11 protein-coding genes are annotated in these 25478 nt (G+C 31.2%); 8 read left to right on the top strand and 3 right to left on the bottom strand.

The genetic code is table 11. From position 1 onward, the window contains the following. The first annotated feature begins 128 nt into the window (after positions 1 to 128). From MRU_RS05670 to uvrA, 4 genes are all read left to right on the top strand, one after another. On the top strand, positions 129 to 1073 hold the full coding sequence (locus MRU_RS05670; protein WP_012955930.1) for a replication factor C small subunit: 945 nt from the start codon (positions 129 to 131) through the stop codon (positions 1071 to 1073). A gap of 65 nt (positions 1074 to 1138) precedes the next feature. Then, positions 1139 to 2731: a replication factor C large subunit gene (locus tag MRU_RS05665; RefSeq protein ID WP_012955929.1), complete on the top strand. Its 1593-nt coding sequence runs from the start codon at positions 1139 to 1141 to the stop codon at positions 2729 to 2731. Between the two features lie 269 nt (positions 2732 to 3000). Continuing rightward, positions 3001 to 3969, top strand: coding sequence for a zinc metalloprotease HtpX (locus MRU_RS05660; RefSeq protein WP_012955928.1), 969 nt, complete (start codon positions 3001 to 3003; stop codon positions 3967 to 3969). A gap of 390 nt (positions 3970 to 4359) precedes the next feature. Then, positions 4360 to 7266: an excinuclease ABC subunit UvrA gene (uvrA, locus tag MRU_RS05655; protein WP_012955927.1), complete on the top strand. Its 2907-nt coding sequence runs from the start codon at positions 4360 to 4362 to the stop codon at positions 7264 to 7266. Positions 7267 to 7609: 343 nt separating this feature from the next. On the opposite strand, the gene MRU_RS05650 is transcribed toward uvrA, so the two are convergent. Further along, positions 7610 to 9505 (bottom strand): HEAT repeat domain-containing protein, encoded by a 1896-nt coding sequence (locus tag MRU_RS05650; protein WP_012955926.1) that lies wholly within the window; start codon positions 9503 to 9505, stop codon positions 7610 to 7612. 110 nt (positions 9506 to 9615) lie between these two features. Beyond that, a complete protein-coding gene (locus MRU_RS05645) occupies positions 9616 to 10416 on the bottom strand; it encodes a DUF368 domain-containing protein (RefSeq protein ID WP_048812614.1) in 801 nt (266 codons plus the stop codon). 606 nt (positions 10417 to 11022) lie between these two features. Between MRU_RS05645 and MRU_RS05640 the strand changes: the two genes are divergently transcribed. The 3 genes from MRU_RS05640 to MRU_RS05630 all read left to right on the top strand — a co-directional run bounded on the left by MRU_RS05640 (position 11023) and on the right by MRU_RS05630 (position 13971). Then, entirely contained in the window at positions 11023 to 13092 is a 2070-nt protein-coding gene (locus MRU_RS05640) for a hypothetical protein (RefSeq protein WP_012955924.1), read from the top strand. A 387-nt stretch (positions 13093 to 13479) separates the two neighbouring features. Continuing rightward, positions 13480 to 13659 (top strand): hypothetical protein, encoded by a 180-nt coding sequence (locus tag MRU_RS05635; protein ID WP_012955923.1) that lies wholly within the window; start codon positions 13480 to 13482, stop codon positions 13657 to 13659. Positions 13660 to 13683: 24 nt separating this feature from the next. Further along, positions 13684 to 13971 (top strand): hypothetical protein, encoded by a 288-nt coding sequence (locus MRU_RS05630; protein WP_012955922.1) that lies wholly within the window; start codon positions 13684 to 13686, stop codon positions 13969 to 13971. 1926 nt (positions 13972 to 15897) lie between these two features. Here MRU_RS05630 and MRU_RS05625 read toward each other — a convergent pair. Beyond that, on the bottom strand, positions 15898 to 23796 hold the full coding sequence (locus MRU_RS05625; protein ID WP_012955921.1) for a DUF3320 domain-containing protein: 7899 nt from the start codon (positions 23794 to 23796) through the stop codon (positions 15898 to 15900). Positions 23797 to 24282: 486 nt separating this feature from the next. Between MRU_RS05625 and MRU_RS05620 the strand changes: the two genes are divergently transcribed. Further along, complete coding sequence (locus MRU_RS05620) at positions 24283 to 25425, top strand: aldo/keto reductase (protein WP_048812438.1); 1143 nt, start codon at positions 24283 to 24285, stop codon at positions 25423 to 25425. Positions 25426 to 25478: the final 53 nt, after the last annotated feature.

The following is a 25478-nucleotide window of genomic DNA, read 5'->3' as shown; positions in this document are numbered from 1 at the left end:
GATTATAGAATCAAAATAAAAGCCGAATAATGATAAACTGTCTGTAAATAAACAGATAAACTAATATTAAATACATAGAACAAAATAACTGAAATTTTAGGGGATTAAATTTAATTTAAGTGATTATTATGTTAGGACCTTGGGTAGAAAAGTATAGACCGCAAACTTTAGACGACATTGTAGGACAAAAGCATATCGTAGAAAGCCTAAAGAAATACGTAGATCAAGGAAGCATGCCAAACTTAATGTTTACAGGTCCTGCAGGTGTAGGTAAGACCACTTCAGCACTTGCACTTGTAAAGGCAATCTTAGGGGACTATTGGAGACAAAACTTCTTAGAGCTTAACGCATCTGATGCAAGGGGAATCGAAACAGTAAGAACAAACATTAAGAATTTCTGTCGATTGAAACCTGTAGGGGCTCCATTTAGAATCATCTTCTTAGACGAAGTGGACAATATGACAAAGGACGCTCAGCATGCGTTAAGACGTGAAATGGAAATGTATACCAAGACCTGCTCATTCATACTTTCCTGTAACTATTCTTCAAAAATCATTGACCCAATTCAATCCAGATGTGCAATATTCCGCTTTGCACCAATAAAGGCTGAAGAGATTGCAGACAGATTAAAATACATTGCAGAGGCTGAAGGATGCGAATACGAAGAAAAGGCCATAGAAACCATAGTCCTATTCGGCGAAGGGGATATGCGTAAGTCTGTAAATATGCTTCAGTCTGCAGCCTCCACTGGAAACATAACCGAAGACCATGTTTATGAGGTTGTAACTAAGGCAAGACCTCAAGAGATTAAGGAAATGGTCGATGCGGCCTTAAGAGGCAAGTTCATGGAATCCCGTAATATTTTAAGGGATGTTATGATTCTTCAGGGCACAAGCGGAGAGGATATGGTAAACCAGATCTATCAGGATGTTGCAGGCAGAGTCATGGATGGAAAGATGAGCGGTGAAGTCTATATGGAATTGATTGGGGCAATTGCAGACACTGACTTTAGAATCAGGGAAGGAGCAAACCCAAGAATCCAATTGGAAGCTTTACTTGCTAAGTTTTTATAATGAAGCCAATTGATGAGTTATTCATATTAGTTTTAAGTTTAAGTTTTATATTTTAGGTTAAAATTATGTTATGGGTAGATAAATACCGGCCAAAGACTTTTAAGGAAGTTGTCGGTAACAACAAACAAAAGAAGGTCATAGAGGACTGGCTTCAATCATGGCAGGATGGAAATCCGCAAAAGCCCTTATTATTGATAGGACCTGCTGGAACCGGAAAGACCACTATAGCACATATCATAGCCAATGAGTTCAGCGAATACATAGAGTTGAATGCAAGTGACAAGCGTTCTCAGGATGTCCTTATGAGCACAATAGGAGAATCAGCCACTACCAAATCCCTATTTGGTGAAAACAAGAAACTGATTATAATGGATGAGGTGGATGGTATCCACGGAACCAATGACAGAGGCGGAACCAGCGCTTTAAATAAGATCATTAAAAACAGCAAACAGCCTATTGTAATGATGGCAAATGATTTCTATAGCAATAAGTTAACTACAATCAAGAAGAATGCACAAGTCATCAAGATGGACAAGATCAGGGCACCTACAATCAATAAGTTCCTTCGTGATGTTGTCCTTAAAAATGAAGGAATCGAAGTGGACCCTGATGTGCTTATGAAGCTTTCAAAACGCTCCAGCGGAGACTTGCGTTCTGCAATCAATACCTTGCAGGCATTGGTTGAAAACGGAGGGGAATTGACAGAAGAAACCCTTGATACAACCGGCCAGAAGGACAATACAGCTACAGTAATAGACACTGTTACAAGAGTCCTAAAAAGCACAAATGCAATCAATGTAAAAAGGTCCCTAAGGGAAAACAACGAAGATCCTACATTGGTTATGGAATATATTGCAGAAAACATTCCAAGGGAATATGAAGATAACAAGGAAATCAAGGATGCCTATGAAATGATAAGCAAGGCAGACCTATTCTTTGGAAGGGCCAGAAGCAGTAGAAACTATGGCTATTGGAGATATGCTTCAGACTTTATGGGTCCAGGTGTTGCCTTATCCAAAAAGCAGACCTATAAAAAATTCACTAGGGTAACAGGCCCTATGGCATTTACATTGATGGGCAGAACCCGTGGACAAAGGGCATTAAGGGATAGGATTGCAGCTAAAATGGAAGAGAAAATGCATGTTTCATTACAGGTCGCCTATACCATTTTCCCATACTTTGAAATAATGTTTGAAGATGACGTAACCGCTTGGCAGATATCAGACTTTTTAGAACTTGAAGAGGATGAAATTAAAAGATTCAGAAAGAAAAAGATACCTAAAAAGGTCATAACTGCTATGGAAAAAGTCAAAGCGGAAATGAGAGAAGAAGAAAAAGAAGAGTGGCGTAACAGCATTAAAAAAGGTATATTCGCCAATGTTCCATCTGAAGCAGATTTAGCAGACAATAATCTTAATAAGAACTTGATTGATGAGGATTATATTGAAGATATAACAATTAAGGAAGATTTAAATAATATTTCAGATGATGAATTGGATGAAATAGCAAATGAATTTTCCTTAAAGCCTTCCAAATCAAGATTGGATAAAGGAAAAAATGATGCTGATAATGAGGAGAAAAAAGATAAAGATGAAGATAAAAAGGAAAAGACAGAGGAAAAACTAGAAAAAGGTCAGACTACTTTATTTAGTTTTTAATTGAATTATTCAGTTTTCACTTAATTCTAGTTTTAATTGAATTATTCAGTTTTCACTTAATTCTAGTTTTAATTGAATATTTAATTTTCTTGTTCAAGTTTTAATTGAATTATTCAAATTTCACTTAATTCTAGTTTTAATTGAATTATTCAAATTTCACTTAATTCTAGTTTTAATTAGAATATGACTTTTTTGAATATCTTAAAATTAAATAAATAAATATTTATATCAGAATTGCTTAATTTTATAATAAAAAAAGGAGTTATAATATGAAAGGGACATGGAAACTTAAATTACGATTATGGCTTTCTATGGCTGTCATGTTCGGTCTGGTTTATGTACTGATCATGCTTGCAGGAAATTTCCTAGGATACAGAGGATTCTACGGATTCTACGCAATTGCAGGACTATTTGTCCTATTCCTCCAATACATATTCGGTCCAAAGATTGTTGAAAGCTCTATGGGGGTTCATTACTTATCCGAAAGCGAAGCCCCTGAACTGCACCAAATGGTAGCGGAATTAGCTCAAGCGGCAAACATTCCAAAACCTAAGGTAGGCATTTCAAATACCATGGTGCCAAATGCATTTGCATATGGAAGATCCAAACGCAGCGGACATGTATGTGTAACCAAAGGAATATTAGGCCTTCTTGACCATGATGAGCTTAAGGCGGTCTTAGGCCATGAGATATCCCATATCAAACATAATGATATGGCCATTACAACTGTTGTTAGTGCCATACCATTAATCTGCTATTATTTAGGATTCTCTTTAATCTTCTCCGGAGGTGGAGGAGACAACAACAATGGCGGAGGAGCATTAATCGGCTTTTTAGCTTTGATTGCATACTTCCTAGGCCAATTGATTGTACTCTTTATCTCAAGAGTAAGGGAATATTATGCAGATGCTGGAAGCGTAGAGCTTGGATGCCAACCTGAAAAATTAGCTTCAGCTCTTTATAAGCTTGTTTATGGTGCTGCAAGGATTCCAGAGCAAGAAATCAAGGATGTTGAAGGAACCAAAGCATTTTTCTTAACTGATATCAGCAATGCAAGAAATGAAATCAATGACTTATCCCAGCTTGACTTCAATCGCGATGGAGTTATTAGCAAAGAAGAATTGGATCAGTTAAAAAACAATAATGTAAAGATTTCAGGTTCCAATAAGATTATGGAAATGCTCTCTACACATCCAGACATGCTTAAAAGAATAAAAAGATTAGCTGATATGAATTAAATCTTCTTATTCTTTTTTATTTTTTTATTAAACCAATCCAAATAATATTTTTTAAGCGAATAAATTATTTTATTCAATAAATTGTTTAAATAATTTATTAAATTCTTTTTTTATTAAATTCATTAATCAAATCATTTTTAAAAATCATTAATTTTATATAATAGTTAAAACTAATATTAAATTGTTTGTATAAATAAAAACAATTTTAATTTATTAAATAAATATTAGTTTGCAAGCGCTCTTGCTAATCTTATTTATATAAGATATAATAAATTAAAATCATAATTATCCTTTATTCGATAAAATAAATTTATAAATAAATAAAAAATTATAATTATCCTTTATTCGATAAAATAAATTAAAATATGACTTTCTTATTATTAGGGTGAAATGATGAGTTCAGAAAGAAAAAACATCATATTAAAGGGTGGAAGAGAACATAACCTTCAAAATATTGATGTATCCATTCCACGTGATCAATTCATAGTAGTAACCGGATTAAGTGGCTCCGGCAAATCTACACTTGCTTTTGATACCATTTATGCTGAAGGACAGCGTAGATATGTAGAATCATTATCTGCTTATGCAAGACAATTTTTAGGACAGATGAAAAAGCCTGAAGTGGATTATATAGAAGGTCTCTCACCTGCAATATCCATAGACCAAAAGACTACAAAAGTAAATCCAAGATCAACTGTAGGAACAATTACTGAAATATACGACTACTTACGTTTATTATATGCAAGAATAGGAATTCCACACTGTCCAAACTGTGGAAAGGAAGTCTCTCATCAAACCATAGGTCAAATAACCGAATCCATAATAGAAGAAGGGGAAGGATTAAAGATTCATGTGCTAGCTCCAGTCATTAAAGACCGTAAGGGGGAGCATAAGGACATATTGGAAGACTTCAGAAAAAACGGATTTGTCAGAGCCCGAATAGACGGTGAAATCCGTGGGCTTGATGAGGAAATTGAGCTTGCAAAGACCTTCCGCCATAGCATAGATTTGGTTGTTGACCGCCTTGTAATAAGGGAAGGAACAGACTTCCAAAGAAGGTTGTCAGATTCTGTAGAAACAGCTTGTAATTTTGCAGAAGGCATAGTGACTGTCATGTTTAATGGAAGGGATAGTGAAGGAAATGAAACCGAGTACGAAAAAACATATTCTGAAGACTTTGCATGTACCGACTGTGGCATAAGTTTTCAAGAATTGACACCTAGGATGTTTTCATTCAATGCTCCGCAGGGAGCATGTCCTGAATGTAATGGTATTGGAACAAAGATGGAAATGAATCCAGACCTAATCGTTCCCAATAAAAATCTTTCATTGAATGAAGGAGCCATAGTTCCTTGGTCAAAGTCAAATAAGAAGGAAAACTACTATTACCAAATGTTACAGGCTGTAGCTGAACATTTCAACTTTAGCATGGACACACCTTTCAAGGACTTAAGCGAAGAGCATCAGCATATATTATTATATGGCTCAAATGAAAAGGTGGCATTTGCCTTTAAAAGAAGAAACAGATCATATAGGGTGAATCGTAAATTTGAAGGTGTTATCACAAGAATGGAAAGACTGTACCTTGAAACCAAATCTAATTATAACCGCAAATACATCTCTAAATTCATGAGTGACTTAAAATGTCCAGTCTGTGGAGGAAAGAGGCTTCGCCCTGAAGTATTGGCTGTAACTGTAGGGGACAAATCAATCATAGACGTATGTGATTTATCAATCAAGGAAAGCTATAGGTTCTTCCAGGAACTGGAGCTTACAGAAAGGCAGATGTATATTGGAAAAGAGATTCTAAAAGAGATTAAGGCCCGATTGAAGTTTTTAGTTGATGTGGGATTGGATTACATTACAATGTCAAGATCCTCTGGAACATTATCCGGAGGGGAAGCCCAAAGGATTCGCCTCGCTACACAGATAGGCTCAGGTCTGGTTGGGGTTCTATATATCCTAGATGAGCCAAGCATAGGCCTTCACCAGAGGGACAATGTAAAGCTTATTGAAACCTTAAAGCACCTAAGAGACATAGGAAATACCCTGATTGTTGTGGAGCACGATGAAGAAACCATATTATCTGCAGACTATGTCATTGACATAGGCCCAGGAGCTGGTGAGCATGGAGGAAAGATCATTGCAGAAGGCAGTCCTGAAGAGATTATGGAATCAGAAGAGTCCATTACAGGAAAATACCTATCTCGAAGGGAATTCATACCAATCAGAGAGGACAGACGTAGCGGAAACGGCAATTTCCTCACCATCAAAGGTGCAAGGGAAAACAACCTAAAGGATATTGATGTTGAGATTCCATTGGGACTATTCACTTGTATTACAGGAGTCAGCGGCTCTGGAAAAAGCAGCCTGATAAATCAGGTATTGTATAAGGGCCTTTCTACAAAGATAAATAAGAAATACATGCATCCTGGAAAGCATGATTCCATTGAAGGCATTGAAAACATTGATAAGATCATTAGAATTGACCAAACACCTATAGGCAGAACTCCACGTTCCAATCCTGCAACTTATGTAGGGGTATTCACTCCTATAAGGGAGCTTTTTGCTGAAACTCCTGAAGCCAAGGCAAGAGGATACAAACCTGGAAGATTCAGTTTCAATGTAAAGGGAGGAAGATGCGAGTCCTGTTTCGGTGATGGAATCATACAGATTGAGATGCATTTCCTATCTGACGTTTATGTTCCTTGTGAAGTCTGTAAAGGAAAGAGATATAATGAAGAAACCTTGGATATCCGATTTAAAGGCAAAAACATCTATGAAGTATTAGAAATGACTGTTGAAGAAGCTTTAGAGTTCTTTGAGAATATTCCAAGAGTGGCAAGAAAGTTGCAGACATTATATGATGTAGGATTAGGATATATAAAGCTTGGACAGCCTGCAACCACATTGTCAGGTGGTGAAGCACAAAGGGTAAAATTAGCTAAGGAGCTTTCCAAGACAAGCACAGGCCAAACATTATATATTTTGGATGAGCCTACTACAGGTCTTCACTTTGACGACATTAAGAAATTATTGAATGTTTTAGACAGATTGACTGATGCAGGCAATTCTGTTGTTGTTATTGAACACAACCTTGACGTTATTAAAACAGCGGATTATATTATTGATTTAGGTCCTGAAGGTGGAGATGGCGGCGGTGAAGTCATTGCAACTGGAACACCTGAAGAGATTGCTGAATCTGGAACATATACTGGTGATTTCTTAAAAGTAGTTTTAAATGAGAATAGAACTGCTCTTGCAAAGCAGTTAGTTGAAGAAAATAGTGCTAAATAGCTAACTATTTTCTTTTTAACTTTTTAATTAAAAATAACAATTTTCACCTTATTTAACTAAAAAACACTATTTCTTTTTAACTTTTTAATTAAAAATAACAATTTTCACCTTATTTAACTAAAAAACACTATTTCTTTTTAACTTTTTAATTAAAAATAACAATTTTCACCTTATTTAACTAAAAAACACTATTTCTTTTTAACTTTTTAATTAAAAATAACAATTTTCACCTTATTTAACTAAAAAACACTATTTCTTTTTAACTTTTTAATTAAAAATAACAATTTTCACTTTATTTTACTAAAAAACTATTTCTTTTTATACTAACTATTTTTTCAATTTATTATTTACTAATCAAATCATATCTCTTTTTAGCAATTTTACGAACGTATTCATCTGTGTCTTTTGCTAAAACCTCTTTTAAAGTATTCAATCCATTAAGATTCCTACAAGCAGCTTCCCTTACCTTGGAATCTTCATCATTTAAGGCCAAGTTAGACAATATCTCCTGATTATGAACATTTACTATGGCTTCAACTCTTGCATCATTATAATTGCCGTTTAAAGCAATATCTTCTAAATTGTCCTTGTCTTTAATCTTGCTAACGGACTTGACTCGGATTTTGGAATTTTCATTTGACTCTGAGATATTCTTTAATATGTCTTCAGATTTAATCTTGTCAACTGCAAGCAATAAAGTATTAGTGTTTTTAGATTCGTTTACAATATGCTCTAGAACATCCTCTTTTTCAATGGATTTGATTGACAATTCAGATATCTCATCTTTATTTGATTTAATTGCTATTTTTCCAAGCAATTCATCCAGATCCTCTTCAAAATCACCTTCCTCATAAAGACTGAAGATTTTATTTAAAGCATTTTTAGATACTATTAAATTGTCATCATTTATTGCAATGTCTGCTAAATTAAGAGGAGAATTGATGTATTTGATTGCTTCGCTTCTAACGAATTCATCTGAATCTTTATTATACACTTCAAATAGTATTTTTTCATCATCTATCTTGCTTAAAGTTTCCATTCTAACAAACTTATCCTCATCATTTAAGGCAATCTGACTTAATATCTCTTGGTTGTTGATTTTTTTAACAGCTTGCAAACGAGATGATGAGTATTCTGAATTTAAGGCTATTTCATTAAGATCATCTTCATCCTCTAATTTCTCAATAGCTATCAATCGGACATGTTCATTTGAATCATTGATTGCTATCTCCCTTATTATTTCATTATCTGGATTTAATTTCTTTATTGCTTCGCTTCTAATGAATTTGTCATAGCTTTCATCCTCTGCTATTCTAGAGAGGACTTCCTCATTATCAAAGCTTTCCTTTTCAACGATTAGGTTGGTTATCTTTTTATCATTGGTGTTTTTTAGAATTTCAGCCAATATTTCAGCATTATTTATCTTTTCAAGTGCCTTTATCCTTACCTTTTTATCTTTGGCATTGATGACAATATCCATTAATATAAGTTCATCATCAATTTCATTTATTGCTGCAAAGCGGTTTTTACCTTTTTTATCATATTTTGCTATCTCTGCAAATACATTTTCAACTTGGCCTAACTGATCAAAGGCGATTTGGCGAACATCTGTGTATTTGGCATTATAGGCTATCTCTTCTAGGATATTCGGATCTGTGATTCGTGAAGCTGCAATGGTTCTAACAAATCTGTCCTTATGGTCAAGGCATACATCCTCCAATATATCTTGGGACTTTATTTCCATAACTGCTGCAAGACGGTTATTTCTATTGCTATGGTTCATTGCTATTTGCCTAAAGGTTTCATCCTTGAGTTTCTCTTCTTTGGTTCTAGAATCCTTTTTTAGACGTTTTTCCTTAGCCTCTTGCATATCCTCTTTGCTTAAGTGCTTTATGGAATCGAAGTCGATGCTATCTTCAGACTTTTTAGAACGTCTAAATAGTCTGGATTTGGACTTTTTAGGTTCTTTTTCTTTAGAATCCTTTGATTCTTTATTTTTTGATTTTTTAGATTTAGAATCATTAGGCTCTTTAGATTTAGATTCTTTTTCTTTAGAATCCTTAGACTCTTTAGATTTAGAATCATCTGATTCTGATTTATCTTTACTAGAATCAGAATCTTTTTTAATCATATCAGTTGATTCTTCTATAGCTTCATCTAAATCCTTATTAGATTCTTCATCAAATTTTTTATTTGATTTTTCCTTCTTATCCTTTTTTAAGAAACCAAATAATCCCATTTTAACACCATGACACTTAACATAAGTTATAAGATTAAAAGAATTACTTTAATAATTTTTTTCAATTTTAAATAATGCCTAATTTTTTTTTTAAAATTATAATTAAAAGTTTAACTAAGCTTTTTCTCTAAGACCACTATTAAGACAACTCCAATTATAGCTAAAATCAAGCAGATTAACCAAGATCCAGTTAAATTGCTTGTGATCTGATTGAAAGGTAGCCTCAAGGTACCAATCATTATTCCAATCAGGAAGGCCATTGTAGCAGATTCATAGTTTTCAAGAAGGTAATTAAGGATTTTGGAAAATCCTAAGATTCCTATGAATGCTCCAGCAATAAAGACAATGATTTCAGTGAAATTTAATGAATTTAATGAATCTAGCATATATGCATATTGTCCTAAAAGCAATAATAAGAATGATCCGGAAATTCCAGGCAATATCATAGCGCAAATGGCAATCATACCAGAGAAGAATAATACAATTAGGCTATGGTTAGCTGCAATTGGGTTTAACCCTACAAATATATATGATAAGATTATACCGATTATTGTTAATATGATAAGCTTTATATTGATTTCATCCAATTTGGTGTATAAAATATAGGCAGAAGCCAAAATAAGGCCTAAAAAGAATGAAAATGTATATGCTGTATAATTTTGAAGAAGATATCTTATTACCTTGGATAAGGTTAAAACTGCAATACCTATACCTAAAACAAGAGGTATGAATAGTTCAAAATCAATCTCTTCAAAGAGCTTTTCCTTAAATCCGGCAAAGTCCAATTTGATTAATGGCTTTATAAATCCGAATTTTATGCTGCTTATTGCATGGATTAGACGTTCATATATACCTGTGATTAATGCGATGGTTCCTCCAGAGACTCCAGGAATTGTATCTGCAGAGCCCATAAGGAAACCTCTGATAAAAATTAAAATCATGTCTTTTAAGTTAAAATTCATTAAAATTCCTCTTTATAATAAATTATTAAATTTATAAATATTTTTATATATTTTATTTAAGTTAAGATTTTTAATTATATTTAAATTAAGATTTGTATATTATATTTGTATTTTAAATTTTAAATATCTAACTAATAAATTAGTCTTAATCTAAACAACTAAATAAAGATACAAAAAACAAAGCTAATGGAGTTAGTTTTAACGTAATAAAACAAATTAAGAAAACTAAAAAAAATTAAGTAAAAATAAATTTAAAGCCCTCTATGACTTTTTTTAGCCCCAAAGTATATATAAGATAAAAAATATAAATTTAATTACAAGATTTTATTTCGATATGGAGGTGTAAATATATCGATAAAGATAGATTTTACTCTGATTATTGCACTTTTATGTCTAATTTTAGTAATTAGCGTTGGTGCAGTCTCAGCGACAGAAATAAATGAAACTGATATAATTTCATCTACTGACTCACAAAATACTAATCTTGTAACCTATGAAAATATATCAGATAGTAGTGATACTATTAGTTTAGACAGTTCAGACAACTCTGAAAAATTGTCAAACAGTAATACAGATAGCTCTGATAATGCATCAGATGATGCTTCAGGATCTGAAATAGTATCAGGAATTAACGAAGAGCTTGAATCAAATAATTTATTAACTGAAGATTTAAGCGTAGACGATGTAATTTTACAAACTAGCTTTTATACAAGTTATGCAGTTAAATCTGCAAAATCTCCTACTGTATTAACTTTCAAAAACTCTACAGTGGTAAAAGGAGATAAATTATACATTTACTTAAAAGACAGTTCCAATCATGGCATTTCCGGCGAAAAGGTAATATTTAAATTTTCAAATTCATCTTATACAAGAACTACCGATTCAAATGGAATGGCCGCACTTGACATTAAACTTAATCCAAACAAATATGCTTTTTCAGCAATATATGATGGCAGCGATAATTATAGCGCTTCCAGAAAAGACTTTACTTTAACTGTTGCTAAAGTCAATACAAAATTGACTTCAAGCTCAAGTGTTGTAAGGGGAAGAAACCTATACACTTATTTAAAGGATAAAAACAACAATGCCCTTTCAAATAAGAAGATAAGCATTACCATCTCTGGAAAAACATATACCGTTACTACAGACAAAAATGGCAGAGCAAGCCTAAAATTAAGTTTAAAGACAGGAACTTACTCAACAAAAATCAATTTTGCTGGAGATAAAACATATAACTCCCAGTCTTTATCCAAAAAGATAAAAATATATACCTTAAAGACAGTCATGACAATTCCAAGTACTTCAGTTGTCAGAGGTCAATATATTTATGCATATCTAAAAGACAGTGACGGAAATGCACTCTCAGGGCAAAAAGTGGTAATGAAATTCGACAAAATCTACTTTAACCTAAAAACAGACAAAAACGGAAGAGTAGCCCTGAAAATAAATACAAGACTTGGAAAAATCCCAGTAAAAGCAAGCTTCGCAGGATCAACATCCTACTCAGCAAGCTCAAAATCAGTCACTATTACCTCTTATGTTGAAAAAACCAAGATTACAGTTGAAAATTCAACAGTGAAAAGAGGAAAATATTTCTATGCATATCTAAAAGACAGCAAAGATAAAGGAATTTCAAACCAAAAGGTTAAAATTACTTTAGCTAATATAAATTATACAAAAACTACAGACTCCAATGGTAAAGTCGCATTGAAGATAGAGGAAAATCCTGGAAACTACACAATAAAACTCAACTTTGCTAAGACAAACAGTTACTATGCAAGCAGCAAATCATTAAAGATTAATGTCTTGAATAATGCAACTGCTAAAATCATAGCAAAAGATCAAACCGTTCTTGGAGAATACTCTGTCAGATTAACCGACATGAACAGTAATCCATTGGCAAATCAGACAGTTGAGATTACTGCAGCTACAGTAAATCGTAGTGTAGGATCTGGATTGCCTATTACTAAAAAGACTGTTGTTATCAATTCTGATAACATCTATAACAAAGCAACAGACTCGCAATTTATTAAATCCATTGGAGAAGTCCTTAAATCCAAAGGATATAAAGTAATTATCAATTCAAATATCGGTCCGAATGCTCATTGTACAGATGCAATGGGAGCTTACTCTGATGTTTGTATTTTCTGTATCTTCGGTGGTGTGGACAGTGGTATGTTTGTTGACATGGCAGCAAGTTGGTATCAGAATCTGTTGAAGAAATACGATAATGAAGTTGTATTAGGATTCACTCACACTCAAAGAAACCTAGCTACAGATACATGGCTTGAAAGAGCTCATGACGATGATTACAGTCCTAAAAACTTCACTGGATTGTCATATCCTGGAACATATCTAAATGATTATGATATGGATTATGTATATGGAAGAACAGCTACAGAAATGGCTAATAATTTCATTAAATATGCTGTAAATGGTTTAAGCATTGGTTTAAACAATACTGTTCCTTGCAATGTCATGGAATATAATGTAACTACCGGCGATAATGGTTATGCAACCATAACAGATTTATTGCCAGGTGATTATGCTGTGATTTCTTCTTATATAAATAAGACAGCAGGATATGTTGCAGATACTGTGATTAGTATAATTGAAGTTAAATAAAATTTAAATAAAAATTATCTTATTATTTTTTTAAGATAATTCTCTTTTTTTATTTTTTTATAAATCAAATATTTTACTTATTTTTAGTAAAATTAATTATATTTCCTAAATTTTATCCAATTAATATTTTACTTTTTTTATTTAAAATTATTATATCTCTTAAATTTTTTCTAAATTTCTTTTATATAAAATTTCTAGCGTTATAATCTATTTAAAGAAAATAACTCAATATTATCAAAAATATAATTTGAATTAAATAATTTTTCTATAATTTCTAATAACTATTAATATTAGAAAAATCATATATTTAATTGTATTAAAAAAGCAATTATTTAGAAAAATAAAATGATTAAAATAGACTCAATATAATTTAAATTGGTGGATAATATGTTTTACAGTACAATAATGAAAATTGATTCAATTGACAGATTAAGAGATATTAGAGATGCATTATTAGTAGAACAAGGAATTAATCCTACAAGAAACGGAGAACAGGCAATTCGTGTAGTTGTTGATAGAATTGATGAGATCCAATCTACTTTAGATAAAAAAATAGAAAAATTATAATTATCTTCATATTTAGGTTTTAAAATGTCAATCACTCTTATCCATACTCGAAGGAGATTAGCCCATAAGAAAACATATAAATCTCCTAATGAACGTAAAAAGAAAACTCTAGCTAGGCTATCTCATAAAGAGAGAGCTCAAAGAAACAGAGACAAGAAAAGAGCTAGATTAGATAGGCAAAAAAATAAAAATAAGCCTAAAAGTCGCAAACCTAAAAAATCTAAAATGCCTTATAGGTTTAAATATTATCAATTTCAGGATTATAAATTTAACTCAGAGTTAGATCAGCTAGAAAAGATTGATTCTGATTAAATTTATTCTCTTTTTTTTTCAATCCTGAAATTTTATTTTTTCTAAAAATACTTTTATTCTATTTTAATTTATTAATCATTTTCTAATAACTCTTTTATTCTATTTTTATTTTATTTTTATTATCTGGAAATTTTAAAATTATTTATTTTATGAAAATAAACTAATTGTTTTATTTATTTAAAACAAAAATCATATTGTTTCATATAATAAAAACATTATTTTTAATAGTTTCGCAAATATAAAACAAAATTTAGAATATTGTTCCATATAATGAAAACTTTTTTTAATTGTTTTATAAAAGATGAACAAAATTTCTATTTGTTTCATATAACATAAACTATTTTCAAAAGTTTCATATACTTAAAACAAAATTCTGTTTGTTTGATATTATAAAAACTATTTTTTGATAGTTTCATAAGATTAAAACAAAATTCGAAATTTATGAAAAAAAATCGACAAACAATTTTTGAAAATATATGATTTAGGGGACTTTTTTGAAAATTTTTTGAAATTTCTACTTCGTTATACTACAGTATAACGAAGTAGGATTTTTTCTAAATAATTATTGTTTTAAAATAGCAAAAATTAATCGTTTGATGTATATGTAATAATGTTTTTTTACTATTTTATGCAATTTTTAAAAATTTTCGAAAAATTTTTTCTTTTACACTTGAAATATACCTATAATACTTTTTTTATTATTAAGTAATAATTTAGTTTATACTTTATAGAAATGTTTCTATAGTTCTAAACTATTTTAGTTTGTATGTATGAAAAATGTTTCAAAGATTATAAACAATATTTAGTTTGCATATATTGAAAAAGTTTTATTATGATGAAATTAAAATATTGTTTTATTCTATTGAAATTATTTTATCATATTAAAACTATTTTTTTAATATGTTTTTATAAATTGAAATTATTTCATACTTATGAAACTTTTACAATTAGTTTATAGATATAGAAATAATTTGTATTTAATGAAACATTTTTTTGTTATTTTTCAGATTTTTTAAAAAAATTAGAAAATTTCAAAATCTTGGAAAAATCTTAATTTTTTTGAAAAAATAAATCGAAAATATTTTCTCCAGGACAAGATCAAAAATTATCCAGATTAAAATTTTTAAAAATAGAAAATTATCAAAATTCCTATTTAACAGGACAAATAAATCTAAAATTTATTAGCTAAAAAAATAATACTTTTTAAGAGATTTTTATTACTTTTTCGTAATACTTTTTATTAAATTTTTAATACTTAAATAATACTTTTAATCAATTTTGTAATACTTTTTGAATGAAAAAAGTATTAATTTTTATGAAATTTTTATTACTTATTAGAAAAAATAAGTATTACTTTTTATCAATTTTTTAATACTTTTACATATTTTCAAGTAATACTTTTAAAGAAAAAAATAATACATATGTAATAAAAATAACAAAAAAAGTAATAATATTAATAGGCTAATTAATTATCAGCTAAATTAAAAAGCAATTTTCATGATTCTAATTTAGCTAAACAGATAAAAATTTATCATAATAGAATTTTTTTATTTATGACAATTTAATCAATAATAATAGAATTAAAAAACTAATAAAAATTGATTAAAATTATCTAAATTAATAAGCACATATATATGCAATAGTTCTAAATTGAATAATTTAATACAATATATAAAATAATAAAAATAATGCTTAATTAAATATATACTTATTCTATAAACTATAAAAAATATAAAAAGTAGAATTTAAAATTTTATTGAAAAATGGCTTAAAATCGAGTTTACTATATATAACTATATTAAACCAAAATAATCTAATTAAAATTAAAAATTATAATTAATATTCTAAACAAAAATAGAAAAAAATAGAAAAAAATAGAAAAAAATAGAAAAAAATAAAAATAAAATAGAATTATTGTTTTGCAAATTATCTAAATTCTATTTTATCATTAACATTTACTAAAATCTCTTTGCCGATCATAACATCAATGACTTCTAAAATCTTAGCTGAAGTTTTCTTAGAAGTGGATTTAAAACCTAAGGTTCTAGAAACGATTCTAGCTAATTCCTTAACCTTTAATGATTTTTCAAAGCTTAATACCAAATCTATAGCATTTTCTATTTCCAAATCAGAAATAAGGTCTATATTAGGTTTATCTCTTTTTCTAACTGCAATTTGGTCATAATCTATAAATAAGAAATCCTCTTCTCTTATAAGATTCATATGAGATTCATTGCGGTCAATTGCCTTAAATATAGCTTCCTTAAATTTAGTGCCTGCTCTAGAGAGATTGCAGCTTTCCCTAATCCGGCGTATAACCATATCTACATGAATAGGGCCTTCTGCACTTACAATGTCCATAACTGCAGTAGCCACTTTCTTCTCATCATCATATATTTCTGTGGCACTTTTGATAATGACATCATCAATTTCCTTATATGCCACGATATAATCTTCTAATTTGCCGGTAGGAGTTAATCTGGTATTATCTACTGCACTTAATACATTAGCTTCCTTTATTCTCTCTTTTTCAAGTTCTTGATAATCTTGATCCACATCAGTGATAATGCTTTCAAATTCATCATCATCTATTTCTATAGATTCCGGTTCTTCTTCAGCTAAAGCAGAGTCATCAGTATCTTGAATATTTGATAATTCATCTTCTTCTAAAAGAATATCATCAATAAACTCTGTTTCTTGATCTTCAGCACTTATGGTTGAAGGTTCCTCTGTTTTGTCATATTCCTGTTGGACAGGGCTGATAGCAGAAGATTCAACAGTTTCAACATATTCAGTATGAACCGGGCTAATTACAGAAGATTCAACACTTTCTTCAATTTCAGTATGAACTGGACTTATTGTAGGGTTTTCAGCTGCCTCTTCATATTCAGATTCAGCAGCATATTCCTTAATTTTATCCAAATATTCATGTTTTTTAGGACTAAATAAGGATTCAGAACTAGATTTAGAACTGTCTTCAGCTTTTCTTTCAATATAATCAGATTGAATATGGCCTGTTTCTCCCTCATCAGAATCTGATACCGGAGAAATGACTTCAACTTCATCTTCATATTGTTTTGATTTAGCATATCTTTCCTTATTTTCACTAAGGGAATCATTATAGTAAATAGAATCATCTGGCTGATTATAGTATTCCTCTTCTGAAGGGTCTATCACATAGATTTTTTCTCTTTCAGTTGGGTTTTCTATTTCTTTAATTGAAGCATTGATATAAAGCATTTCATCTTTTAAGCTAGATACAGCACCTACAATGCCTTTTTTATTCCTATTGCTTGATTTTGGATATTGAACAGCATTCTTTTTAAGTGAATTTTCAATTCCTACTGCGCTGTAATAGTAAGAATCTTCTTCACTTTCTTGATTAGACTCTTTATTTGTTAAGAATTCTTCTCTAGCATCATCATCTGAATAATTAATGTTTTCAGAGATTAATTCTTCCAATTCATCAATTCCCTCTTCAGAATCAACTTGAGAATCATTATTATAATATTCCTCTTCAAATTCCTCTTCATCTTGAATTGGAATAATAACATTAGCATCTTCAGAATAATTATTATATTCATCTGCTCTTCTTTCAGCACTTATAGGAACAATAACATCTAGAGAATCATCAATGATTTCATGCTCAACCTTTCTTTTTGAAACACTTTCCTTTTGTCTCATAATATCCTCAGACTCTTCTTTTTCTAAATATTCACTATCTTCTTTAAGATTAATATCTTCATTATCATAATTGTTGGATTTTTCTTCTAAATCGTCAATTAATTCAAATTCGTCTTCCAATTCAGAATCATCAACTAGTTCATATTCATCTTCTGAACCAAAATCATCATCTAAATCATCAATAAATTCAAATTCTTCATCTTCCAATTCAGAATCATCATCTAATTCTTCTATAAACTCAAATTCGTCTTCCAATTCAGAATCATCATCTAATTCTTCTATAAACTCAAATTCGTCTTCCAATTCAGAATCATCAACTATCACATATTCATCATCCATTTGAATATCTGATTCTACGTCTAATTTAGTTTTGTCTTCTGAAATAATTTCTTTTTCTAAATCAATATCAGAAGCACCATCAAATTCTAAATCAGAATTATTTGAACTATTATTAATATATTCTTCTAATTCTTCAATGGTTTTGTTATTTTGATTAATTAACTCTTTTGTATTATTTGGTTTAGATTTAGGAACAGGTTTTTGAATTTCTTCTTTAATTTCCTCTTGTTTTTTATCTGATTCAACAATATTATCTTTATTATTTTTTATATTTTGCTCTTTATTAAGTTTTTTATTTATTTCTTTTTTATCATTGGAATCCTTATCTTTTGCCTTTCTGTCTTTTCTTTTTATTGACTTTTTGGCATCGGATACAAATTCTTTTGATTTTTTATCTTCAGCCTTAATAAATTCTTTACCTTCAGATTCTTCTGATCTTGATAAACCCAAACCTCCACCAATATTCTTTAATCTATTTAGTATAGACCTATTTTTAGATTTTGGTTTATTCTGCTCTTTTTTAGAATCATCATTTTTAATTTTGCCGTTTTCAATATTTTTAATCTCTTGATTTCTATTTTTAGGTTTAGCTTTAGATTTAGTTTTAGATTTAGTTTTAGATTTAGCTTTTTCTTGATTTTTAAGCTCAGATTTGCTAATATTTTTAGAACTCTTTTTATCCTTTGAATCAAAAGATTTATTAATAACTTCATTATTATCATTAAGTATTTTCGGTTCTTCGTCAATAGTTGAACTTAAATCATCATCTTCACCATATAAATCTTTTAAAAACTCAGATTTATCAATAGTGCTTTTTGGCATCAGATTATTTGATTGATCCTCCAAATCAAGAGTGAAATTATCATCTGATTCTTCATCTTCCAAATCAATATTGGAATCATTATCTAATTCTTCATCATCTGAATCAGAACTAGAATCATCATCACTTAATTCAAATACAGTCACATCATCTGAATCAGAACTAGAATCCTCATCACTTAATTCAAATACAGTTACATCATCTGAATCTAAATCAATATCAGAACCATTGTTATTATTTTCTTCAATAATAATTTCATCTTCTGTATCTAAATCAGAACCCTCTTTTAATTGAATTTCCCTTTCATAAATGATTTCTTCTTCATCCAAATCAGAATCAGAATTGTCATCTAATTCAATTTCAGGTTCATAAATGTCTTCATCTTTTAAATCAGTATTAAGAGTGTCGCTTAATTTAATTTCTGAATCTTCAATGATTTCTTCTTCATCCAAATCAGAATCAGAATCAACACCAAACTCTTCATCATCAGAATCATCATCTAAAACAGAATCAGAACCAATATCAAACTCTTCACTACCTAAATTGGTATCTGAATCAATAACTAACCCTTCATCATCTGGATTGTCAATAGAATCATCAGTTGAATCAATGACTAATCCTCCATCATCTGGATTGTCAATAGAATCATCAGTTGAATCAATGACTAATCCTCCATCATCATTATTAGAATCATCATCTTCATTATTATTGTCCTTTTTATCACTATTGTCTCCAAATTCATCTTCTAAATCTTTTAAATAATTATTAATAAGGCTTTCTTTATTTTTATCAGTTTTATCACTGTCTGAATCATCATCAGAATCTTTCTCCTTATTTTTCTTATCAATAACAACAGTAGTGACTGGATTTATCTGCATTGATTCAGCATCATGAATCTTTGACTTCAAGTCATTAACCTTTGTAGTGATTATTGTATTCTCAATATGCTCCAAGAGTCTAGCTCTGGCTAGGTCTCTGTTTCTATACCAGTCTGTTGACCAAATATGATAGATTTTCCATCCTAATCCGTTTAATACTTGCTCTCTTAGTCTGTCTCTGTCTCTTGCTACCTTGCTTGAAGCATAATTATGGCCGTCACACTGGATTCCCAGGAGGTATTTTCCCGGATTCTCCTCATCAATTATAGCAAGATCCACTCTAAATCCTGCACAACCGATTCTCTTATCGACCCGATATCCGTTATCTGCTAGGAAATTATAGATTGCATCCTCAAATGGAGCCTCCTCATCCTCTTCTTGGTCAATGAACTGATTTTGTGAAAGGTTTTCAGCATACTCCAAAAAGCTTTGTAGAGACTTAACCCCAAATGGAGGGTTTGCTGTTAGATGAATGTCATGGGCTCTGAAATTGGTGAAAACAACACATTTTTCCCTTGCCCTTGTAATAAGCACATTCAAACGTCTTTCTCCACCGTCTTGGTTTAGAGGACCGAAGTTTAAGGACATCTTACCTTCTGTATCATATCCATATCCTACGCTTATTAGAATGACATCCCTTTCATCCCCTTGAATTGTTTCAAGGTTCTTTACGAAGAACCTTTCCTCTCTCTTATCAGAAAATAGTGGTTCAAATTCAGGATGGCTCTTTCTTTCAATCTCCAATTCCTCTAATATGGCATTCTTTTGAGCAACAGAGAATGTTCCAACACCTAAGCTCTTCTTATCGCCATACTTTTCAAAGTGTCTGAATATTTCCTTTACAACATCCTTTGCTTCCAATGGGTTAGCAGAGCCTTCTCCTCTATGATATGCTGTATTTGGATTATAATGGAATTTAAGTCCTAGTTCAGGGTCATTATGGCAAGGTGAAGGATAGACCAAGAGCTCATTATCATAGAATTCCCTATTGGAAATATTGATTAAAGACTCATGGCGGCTTCTGTAGTGCCATTTAAGCATCTTGACAGGGAATGACATTTTGCATAAGTGAAGAATGCTTTCCATATCCAAAGCGGTTGCCACTTCCTCTCCCCCTTCGCTGTCTGTCATCTGATCAAAGAAACTTGTAGGAGGCAATTGTTGAGTGTCTCCCATAACTACAGCAGTCTTTCCTCTCATGAATGCACCTAATGCATCCTCGGGCTTAACCTGACTTGCCTCGTCGAAAATGACAACATCAAATTGCAATTTAGGATTTGTAGGGTCGAGGTACTGTGCAATTGACAATGGACTCATCATAAAGACTGGCTTGATTTTTTTGATTGTTCCTCCAGCCTTTTCAAGAAGGGTTCTAACTGGCAAGTGTCCGCTTTTTCTAGTGAATTCTCCAGCTAAGATCTTTGCTTCAGGGTCGTTTGCTCCACCGAAAATCTTAGGGATTTGGCTATTCAGTTTATTGAATATTCTTTTTCGGTTTAGATTGATGATCTTTCGATCTAAATCCTTAAAGTCAGCAATGCGGTTTTCATGCAATTCTCCAATGAATCCTGCCAATATCTCATTTTCACTAAATACAATATTCAAGAGACTGTCTGCAAAATTACCTAATACCAGTGGCTTTACATCGTCCTTTTTGATATTTCTCTTTTCAACTGTCTTGATGAAAATAGAAGCATGAGTGTTCATGCATGCCCTTTTGGTATTGGAATACTGTGACCATAAGTGGAGGCTTGACAATTGTCCTTTCCATTTGTTAAGTTGAATTTCCCACTTGTCAAATGGAACATCTTCGCTTTCCTTCTTAAATATAATCTTGCTTCTCGGATTGAGTTTGGATTCCAGTTTCTTAAGGCTTTCATAGAATCTGTTGCCTTTTTCAATATATTCATCGATTCCATCATCTATTGAAGGGTGGAATATTTCATTAGAAAGCATCTTAACGGTATTTTCATTGAATGTGCCATTAGATAAAAGATGTGTGAACTTTCTCATCCAGATTGAAACTTCCTTAAGCTCTTGAACATTGGCATTCTTGCCCCATAAATCTCCAAAGTATCTGATTCCAAGTTTTTCATTATCATTATAGCTTTGTCTAACTTTAATTTCTTTACGTACCTTAATAAGGTCATTTAAGGCTTCCTTTTCACTAGGAACAGGGCCCTTATATAATCTGCTTAGCTCATCCTTATGGGAATTTCCGCCGAAGAGCCTAAATTTCTTATTCAAGTCCTTATTCAAGTCTTGAATCAATGTATCCAAATCAGCAATGAGAAGATAATCTGTAAACTTATCAAAGAGGTTAGATGATTGCTGATATGAAGCCAATAGCTTGATTAGAATTTGTGCCTGTTCAGGATTGCTATACCACTCCCTATTCAATAGGATGGAGCTGTCAATAAGGTTAACTGTCTCGCTATTTAATAGGCTTAATGCAGTGATTGAATCTTCATATTCCTGCAGGGTATTTGGAACCTTGATTCCATAGACCTCATTTATTATGTCCATCTCATATCTAAAGTCAGTGAGTGCCTCGAGGGTATCCATTATCAGCTGTTCTATTTCCCTTAAATCTGCTGGAAGCAAGCTTTTCGGATTGCAATAGCTCCAAGGATTGTTTTTTGATATTGTTGAATAGAGCTCTGATAGGTTTTCCAATGATATGATTATATCATCCAGATCCTTCATGGTGATATCTTCTGGATTGTCAAACCTAACCAAAGGCAATAACCTATTTTGGCGGGAGAAATAATCCTCTGAAGACTCCTTCATACCATAGAGTTCAAATGGGCTGAGCTTGACATTTGCCATAGGACGGTGAATTATCTCTGCATATTGATCTAACTGGTCACGTAGGTTTTCAAGCTTTCTTAATGTTTGATCTAACTTTAAATCCCTTGTTGAGCGAACATTAGTGGCTTTTTGAAGGTTTTTAAGGAATTTCTTTCGTCTTGTCTTATGTGAATGAAGCTCCAATACAAACTTGCCAAGGCCTACGCTATCCAATCTGCTTTTTACCACTTCAAGTGCAGCCATCTTTTCACTTACAAAAAGAACGGTTTTCCCCTCTGCAATAAGCTCAGCTATCAAGTTTACAATGGTTTGTGACTTTCCGGTTCCAGGAGGACCTTCTACAACAAGGTTATGTCCGGCCTTTACATTTTCAATAGCTGCAATCTGGGAGGAATCTGCATCCAAAACCTGATACATTGTCTTATAATGGAGCTTTTCATCTACATCATCCTCTTCAAAGGTATCTTCATATACATTCTTGCTTGGGTTGAAGATTGCTTGAATAAGCTCATTTTTTGTCAAGTCGATGTTCTCATCCCAACTTTCCGGATTCAAGTCATTATACATTACAAACTTGGTGAATGAGAAGAATCCTAATGCTATGTCATATTTTACATCCCATTTTGGAAATGGCCTGATTGCCTGCCTTACATTTTCCAGATAGTGGTTAACCCCTTCCACATAGGAAGTCTGTTCAAACTTAGGCAATTCTATGCCGATTTCCCTTAGCTTTGCTTGAATAGAAATATTGTTCTGTAAGTCTTCACCTGTCCAAGATAATGAAAAAGAGTTTCCAACTTTTTTACGTTCCATTTCAACTGGAATAAGAATGAGAGGTGCTAAATTCTTTTGTCTTGGCTTCTTATTGTCAATCCATTCGATAAATCCGATTGCAATGTATAGGATATTGTAACCTTGCTCCTGTACCATTGTCTTAGATTGCTGATCTATATAAAAGAGTCTTTTTTGAAGTTCACTAGGTGATAAGTCTGCCTTTAAGGTCTTATCGCTTTCCTGTGATAGAAACTCCTTAGCCTCATCTATGAATGCATGGGCCTTTGACTTTTTAGTTTCTTTCTTATTTGCTTGAAAGAACATCTTTTTATTCTCTAAAACAAGGGTCCTATAGATGTTTATAGGAGATTGATTGATAATACTGAGATTTCGGTTTCTAGCCTTAAAGTTAAGAAGAGGGTTTCTTAAGGTTAGATCCAAGAGCTCTTTTCTTAAGTTTTTAAACTCCTTCTCAATATCCTTATTGGTGTCTTTCTTTGATGGTGTTCTAAATTTCATTATTTATCCCTTTGCTTTAGAAAATAAATCTAATTATTAGTTGCTTTAATTTAGAAAATAAAACTAATTATCATGATGATATACTTTTAATTTTTTTTAATAACTATTCGAAAGGACTTCTTTTTATTAATATACCTATCGATAGTATTATAATAATTGATACAATATTATTTATAGTCTTTGTAATTTATAAAGGTTTGTAATAGTAAAATTATTCTAATATTTATTTAAATACTTATTTAAAATTGAATTAAAAAATAATAAATTTTGCATTAATTATTTTAAGTTTTAACAATCCTTATTAAATTTCAATAAGCATATTTAATTTATTGAACAAATATTAAAAAAATAACATTAATCTGTTTAAGATAACTAAAATAAATTAATATAATTAAAGAAATTTTTAAGAAAAATGAATATTTATATATATGAAAACTTTAGATACATAAATATATATAACAATGGATAATGTTTGGAGTAAAGAAAATGAAATACAAATCTAAATTTGGTTTTGGCTGTATGAGATTGCCCCTAAAGGATGAAAACAATCCACAGTCAATTGACCAAGAATACTTTAATGAGATGGTTGATACCTATATGGAAAAAGGATTTAACTATTTTGACACATCCTATGCATATCATAATGGAATGAGCGAGATTGCAATTAAAAAAGCCCTTGTTGAAAGATATCCTCGCGAATCATTCCTTATCTGTGATAAGATGCCTACTTGGGCCCTTACAAGTGAAGAAGACAATGAGAAATTTGTAAATACTATGCTTGAAAGGCTTGGAATCGACTATTTTGATGTCTTTTTTGTACATAATATTAATATTCCATGGCTAGAACTGGCTGAGGAACATAATACATTTGAATATGTAAAGAATATGAAAGAAAAGGGCATAGCAAAGAAGATTGGAATCAGTTTCCATGAGAATTCCGATTTGTTAGAAAAGTTCCTTAATAAATATGCTAAAGACATTGACATTGTGCAATTGGAGCTTAACTATTTGGATTGGGAAGATCCAGCTATCGAAGCCCATAAATGCTACGATTTATGTGTAGAGCATGGCCTTGATGTCTATGTGATGGAACCATTAAAGGGAGGAGTGATTGTAAACCAACCTGAAGAAATAAATAATGATTTCAAGGAGCTTAGTCAAGACGCTTCAATAGCAAGCTTTGCAATGAGATTCTGTGCATCCCTTGAACATGTGAAAATAGTTTTAAGTGGGATGAGCAAAATGGAAGACTTAATCGATAATATCAATACCTTTGAAAACTTCAAACCATTAAGCGAAGAGGAATTTGACTTCTTGCTTAAAGAAGCAGATAAATTAAGAGAAAATCTTGCAGTGCCATGCAGCGAATGCGGATACTGTCTTAAGGCATGCCCGTTAGAGATTCCAATTCCTGAGTACTTTAGATTATACAATCACCATAAAGTTCAGAAAGAATCAAATATCTATAGATTGTATTTTGATAAGTTAGCTGATGAGAAGGTTCCAGCAAGCGACTGCACACAGTGTGAAACCTGCATAGATTATTGCACTCAAAAAATAAACATTCCAAAAGAATTAGAAAAATTGTGTGAGCATTTCCAAGAGGGTTTTAGTCCTTATGGTAATTAAATCAATAAAAAAAGGAAAAAATAATTTATTAAGATTATTTAAGGAAATATAAT

Source organism: Methanobrevibacter ruminantium M1 (genome assembly GCF_000024185.1).
Lineage (GTDB): Archaea > Methanobacteriota > Methanobacteria > Methanobacteriales > Methanobacteriaceae > Methanobrevibacter > Methanobrevibacter ruminantium.
The sequence above is the reverse complement of the archived record's forward strand: the minus strand, read 5'-3'. Positions and strand labels throughout refer to the sequence as shown.

Excerpts from the sequence above, each read along its gene's own strand:
- MRU_RS05670 (WP_012955930.1), top strand. The coding sequence starts at position 129 with ATGTTAGGACCTTGGGTAGAAAAGTATAGACCGCAAACTTTAGACGAC.
- MRU_RS05665 (WP_012955929.1), top strand. The coding sequence starts at position 1,139 with ATGTTATGGGTAGATAAATACCGGCCAAAGACTTTTAAGGAAGTTGTC.
- MRU_RS05660 (WP_012955928.1), top strand. The coding sequence starts at position 3,001 with ATGAAAGGGACATGGAAACTTAAATTACGATTATGGCTTTCTATGGCT.
- uvrA (WP_012955927.1), top strand. The coding sequence starts at position 4,360 with ATGATGAGTTCAGAAAGAAAAAACATCATATTAAAGGGTGGAAGAGAA.
- MRU_RS05650 (WP_012955926.1), bottom strand. The coding sequence starts at position 9,505 with ATGGGATTATTTGGTTTCTTAAAAAAGGATAAGAAGGAAAAATCAAAT.
- MRU_RS05645 (WP_048812614.1), bottom strand. The coding sequence starts at position 10,416 with ATGGGCTCTGCAGATACAATTCCTGGAGTCTCTGGAGGAACCATCGCA.
- MRU_RS05635 (WP_012955923.1), top strand. The coding sequence starts at position 13,480 with ATGTTTTACAGTACAATAATGAAAATTGATTCAATTGACAGATTAAGA.
- MRU_RS05630 (WP_012955922.1), top strand. The coding sequence starts at position 13,684 with ATGTCAATCACTCTTATCCATACTCGAAGGAGATTAGCCCATAAGAAA.
- MRU_RS05625 (WP_012955921.1), bottom strand. The coding sequence starts at position 23,796 with ATGAAATTTAGAACACCATCAAAGAAAGACACCAATAAGGATATTGAG.
- MRU_RS05620 (WP_048812438.1), top strand. The coding sequence starts at position 24,283 with ATGAAATACAAATCTAAATTTGGTTTTGGCTGTATGAGATTGCCCCTA.